The 4003-nt window shown below is 59.6% G+C and carries 4 protein-coding genes and 2 pseudogenes; 5 read left to right on the top strand and 1 reads right to left on the bottom strand.

Translation table 11 applies throughout. The annotated features are described in order from the left end of the window. A pseudogene (locus AB0898_RS31740) lies at window positions 1–86 on the top strand (IS5/IS1182 family transposase); the annotation flags it as partial. Window positions 87–159: 73 nt separating this feature from the next. Then, window positions 160–771: a hypothetical protein gene (locus tag AB0898_RS31735; RefSeq protein ID WP_366806522.1), complete on the top strand. Its 612-nt coding sequence runs from the start codon at window positions 160–162 to the stop codon at window positions 769–771. Window positions 772–899: 128 nt separating this feature from the next. On the opposite strand, the pseudogene AB0898_RS31730 reads toward AB0898_RS31735, so the two are convergent. Beyond that, window positions 900–1460, bottom strand: a pseudogene (locus tag AB0898_RS31730) (site-specific integrase); the annotation flags it as partial. Window positions 1461–1583: 123 nt separating this feature from the next. On the opposite strand from AB0898_RS31730, the gene AB0898_RS31725 reads away from it, so the two are divergent. The 3 genes from AB0898_RS31725 to AB0898_RS31715 all read left to right on the top strand — a co-directional run bounded on the left by AB0898_RS31725 (window position 1584) and on the right by AB0898_RS31715 (window position 3659). Beyond that, complete coding sequence (locus AB0898_RS31725) at window positions 1584–1877, top strand: hypothetical protein (protein WP_366806521.1); 294 nt, start codon at window positions 1584–1586, stop codon at window positions 1875–1877. Between the two features lie 145 nt (window positions 1878–2022). Further along, window positions 2023–2532 carry a hypothetical protein gene (locus tag AB0898_RS31720; RefSeq protein WP_366806520.1) on the top strand — a complete coding sequence of 170 codons (510 nt, stop codon included), beginning with the start codon at window positions 2023–2025 and terminating at the stop codon, window positions 2530–2532. A gap of 686 nt (window positions 2533–3218) precedes the next feature. Beyond that, a complete protein-coding gene (locus tag AB0898_RS31715; protein WP_366806519.1) occupies window positions 3219–3659 on the top strand; it encodes a hypothetical protein in 441 nt (146 codons plus the stop codon). Window positions 3660–4003 lie beyond the last annotated feature (344 nt).

The following is a 4003-nucleotide window of genomic DNA, read 5'->3' as shown; positions in this document are numbered from 1 at the left end:
GGCGAATCTTCCGCAGGTCCCGATGCAGCCCCAACCGCATGACGTCAATCGCCAAGGCCATCCTCACTCTGGAGCGGCAGCGCTGAAGAAGCTCAGTGTTCGACATGGTCGCCGTGCCCAAGCCCGGATCCCGTAGATGGGCAAGGTGGTGACAGTCGGATGACCAGGAACGTGACCGCTCCCGGTGTGCTTCGTAAAGCGATCGAGGTGGGTGCTGTGCCTGCGGCGGCGTCTGTGTCGCGCAAGGGTGAGGCCCGCTGGGAAGCGGGCGAGCTCAGTTATCGTGCCTGGGTCTGGAAGGACGCCGCTGGAGCGCTGACCTGGGACCTTCACATCGGCGACGCCAAGTTCGGTGCGTTGATGTCGGAGTATGGCGGGTTGTCTGTTCCTGTCCGCAGCTCGCAGAACACTATGCCATGGCCGATGACTGCCGATTCCTCGCTGGCCGCCTTTCTCCAGGAAGGGCTGGGGAGGGCAGGTCAGTTCGTAATCGACCGAGCTGACCTGTGTGCACTACTTTGCTCGTCGGAGGACGTGCACCGAGGGGATCTGTACGCGTGGCTCCCCATCGCAAATTACCCAGCTCGGCTTGTGCAGGCGCTGATCTTGGCGCGTGATATCGGCGAAGTCGACCTGGAATCTGAGATCCTCTCCAAGTTGCAAGGGAATTCGATTCGCCTGTCGAATGGGAGATCTCTTGAGATTCTTAAATCGGCCAAGAGCTGGGCGAGTAAGTACTCGGCCGCGCTCGGTTTTGACGTTCCGATTTAGCTGAGTCGAGGCTATTTAGCGACCTTTCAAAGCGCACAGCTGGAATTCGTGCTGTACGAGCAGGAGCCCCGCCCAGGTGCAATTTGGCGGAGCTCCTGCGGCGTTTGACGGCAACGGTGACGGCAACGTCAGCGGACGACGGCTGTGGCAGGTGGGTCGTTGGGGTCGTTGCCGGTGGGGCTGAGTGCGTTGCTGAGGGTGTCGATGGCTTGGTGTTGGAGGCGGAGGCGTACGTGGGCGTAGACGTCGGCGGTGACGCCGATGTGGGCGTGGCCGAGGAGTTCCTTGATGACGACGAGGTCGACGCCCTGTTCCAGGAGCAGGGTCGCAGTCGAGTGCCGGAGATCGTGAAAGCGGATGCGACGGAGCCCTGCCCGGCTGAGGAGTCGGCCGAAGCGGCGGGTGAGATTGGTGGGGTCGAGAGGGCTTCCGGTCGTGGTGGTGAAGACGAGCCCGCTGTCCGTCCAGTTGGTTCGGGCGTACTGGCGTTCTTCCTGTTGGCGTTCCCGGTCGCTCTTGAGGGAATGGACGCACTCGGACGGGAGGGCGATGCGGCGTTCGGAGGCCCGGGTCTTGGTGGGCAGGGCGGTCAGCCCGGCGGTGTTGGTGCGCTGGAGGGTGCGCCGGATGCCGGCAGTTCCGCCGGCCAGGTGGAGGCCTTCCCAGCGCAGGCCGAGGAGTTCGCCTTGACCCCGGTCGTCGATCGCAGACCCGACTCATCTGCAGGCACGTGTTGACGCGGCGGCCAAGAAAATGGGTGCGGGTGCTCGATGGAAGACGGTCGGTGGCTTGCACGTTCCCGAGGGGGCGGCTTGGACCTGTTTGCGGTGGGCGCGCGCAGCGAGATCACCGATGCCCAGATAGGTCTTCTGGATGAGGCGGACGAAGCTCTCAGGGTCTATCCGCGGCTACCGAAGAAGACGGATGCACCGCTCATCGTCGGTCATAACCATGCCGAGGGTAAGTTGTTGACAGAAGCGATTAATCTGCAGGTCACGCCGAAACTCTTGATCGCCAGTAACGACTTCTGTGACGAGTTCCGCGCCTCGCTGATTGAACGACTTGGCGGTAAGATCGTTTCGCCAAGAATGGCGAGATGGCAGTAGCGTGATGTGAGGTGCGGCATGTTTAAGATGCCGCACCTCACGTTGTTCGCTCGTGTGGATGTATGGTACGCGTATGCCAGGTCAAACATCGGCACCTATGCGTGCCCGCGCTGAGCGCTGGTTCTCCGTGGCGGTAGCCACTCGCGTGAATTCTGTACTGTCCGTCTTTTTCGAAAAGCTCGCCAGGCAGGAGGATGCCTTTTCTGCGGTGCAGGTGGTCGAATCCGCTTGGCGTGAGGCCGCCGGCCAGGGTGAAGAAAGTGGATTTCAGCTGGAGTCCATCCCCCCGCTGGAGCGGCTCAAGGAGAAGGCGATCTCGCTGGAGAATTCCGCCAGTGCGGCCGTCGCTGCTGCTGTCGATGCCGCTCTCCTTGTCTCGTCGTATCATCGGGACGGCAATCCGCGTGTCGCTGAAGTGATGGCGTCCGCGCTTGCTGTGGCACTCGAATTTGACCGCCATGGGATTGCTGCACCTGAGGGATATGCAAGTTGGATGTCTTTTGAGAGCCTTGGGCATGCCGACCTGGCCGGCATGGTTTTTGGAGAGGGGGCAAGGCTTGATCCTGGCGATTCATTCGAGATCAGGTTCAAGAGTGGGGAAGAGTCGATGAATTATCGCAACTCGATCAAAGCGTGGATTCGCGACGCACGTTAGAATAATCCAGGCCGCCCTGCTGTATCGATGCTCAACCCTGGAGTGGGGGAGGAAGTAGTCCTGGCCGCATACTCAATAGGAGTTGATGCAGGTTGATACAGCCGGTCTCATGGGGGAAGTGGACTTCCATCGATGGAATCGACGCGCTGACAACTGGACTGGGATCAAGTTCAAGTGACATACCAACTGGTAGACGGCCACCTCCCTCTGAACTTGCGGGGAATTTTCAAACCGTGGGCTATTGAGGTAGGTCACAGTAAGATCCTGCTTCGCGGATTCTTGGGTGGCGAGGAAGGGAATGTCCCTAGGATCTTCGATGTCCTATTCCAGGATGTTTCCCGGATCTCGCTGGCCGATCATTACTCAGGTCTCAGAGTGTCGGATGCGGGCCCAGATGTTTTGCGAACCGAAGAGCAGAGGGCCGGGCGTAGGTGGCGAGAGAGTAAACTTTTTCGAGTCTCCGAGGACAATCCGCTTGATTATGTCGTTGCGGGATATATATTCTGGGCTGAAGTTTTTATCCTCGCTACAGAGCCAAGCCCCCTGATGCAGGAATATCCTAGTCCTGACGCAATCAAGGGTGGCAAGGTTTTCCGGGTGCAGGCGGACCGGTAGCCATAGTGAATTTGAAGCCCAGTCAGGTGTGTCCTGGCGGGGCTACGGCGTGGGGTGGGAGAGGAGGCGGTGTGTCTTCGTTGAAAGAAGAGACGCTCGCTGCTTGCCAGTCCGCCTTGGCCCAGCTCGGCTTCGAAAAGCGCAAGGGAGCTCTGCTTCAGGAGCGGGGTGGTCAGGCAAGTGGGTGGATCGGTCTCAACTTGGCCACACATGGGCTCCCTCGACTGCTCAAGGTCAACCCTGTGGTGGGCGTTCGATTTTCCCACCTTGAGGAAATCTTGCTGTCGCTCAGTGATGACATGCCAAAGAGTCCGGCGCCTGTGATTTCGAAGCCTCTTGGGTATCTCATGCCTGAGAAGTCCTTCAGGTCCTGGGAGTTCCTTGAAGGCGGAGACATCGAACGAGTGGCAGAGTCCATTGCTGGTGCTGTGCGTGAATATGGCGAGCCTTTTATTGCCGCTATTCCGATTGGGATGCGTTCTCGCGCAGTGTGGGTGACGCCGGGATCCTGATGGAACACGAAAGGGCCAAGATTCTGCCGATCGTGTATGCCATCAATGGGGATAGCGAAGAGGGTCAACGAATCATCGATACCGAACTGGAGCGCGTAGCGAGTTCGACTGGCATGTACGCTCAGTCGTATCGAAATTTCGCAGAGAAATTCTGCGGACAGTTCGGGTGATTGGTTCCCCGTAGATTCCACCAGGGGGTTTGCGGGGCTCCGCTCGGGACAGCTTCGGGTGGTTCTCGGAGCGCTTTGACGCTGAGGTTGAAAGGGTGGGGTGACAGGGCTGCGGAGGCTCCAGCCTGAGTCCGGTCTCGGCTATGAAGCCGTCGAGGATCTCGGGGCGGCGTT

This window comes from Streptomyces sp. NPDC005435 (genome assembly GCF_040703155.1).
In the GTDB taxonomy this organism is placed as follows: domain Bacteria; phylum Actinomycetota; class Actinomycetes; order Streptomycetales; family Streptomycetaceae; genus Streptomyces.
This window is presented reverse-complemented; position numbering and strand designations above follow the sequence as displayed.

Coding starts and splice junctions, on each gene's coding strand:
- AB0898_RS31735 (WP_366806522.1), top strand. CDS start 160: ATGACCAGGAACGTGACCGCTCCCGGTGTGCTTCGTAAAGCGATCGAG.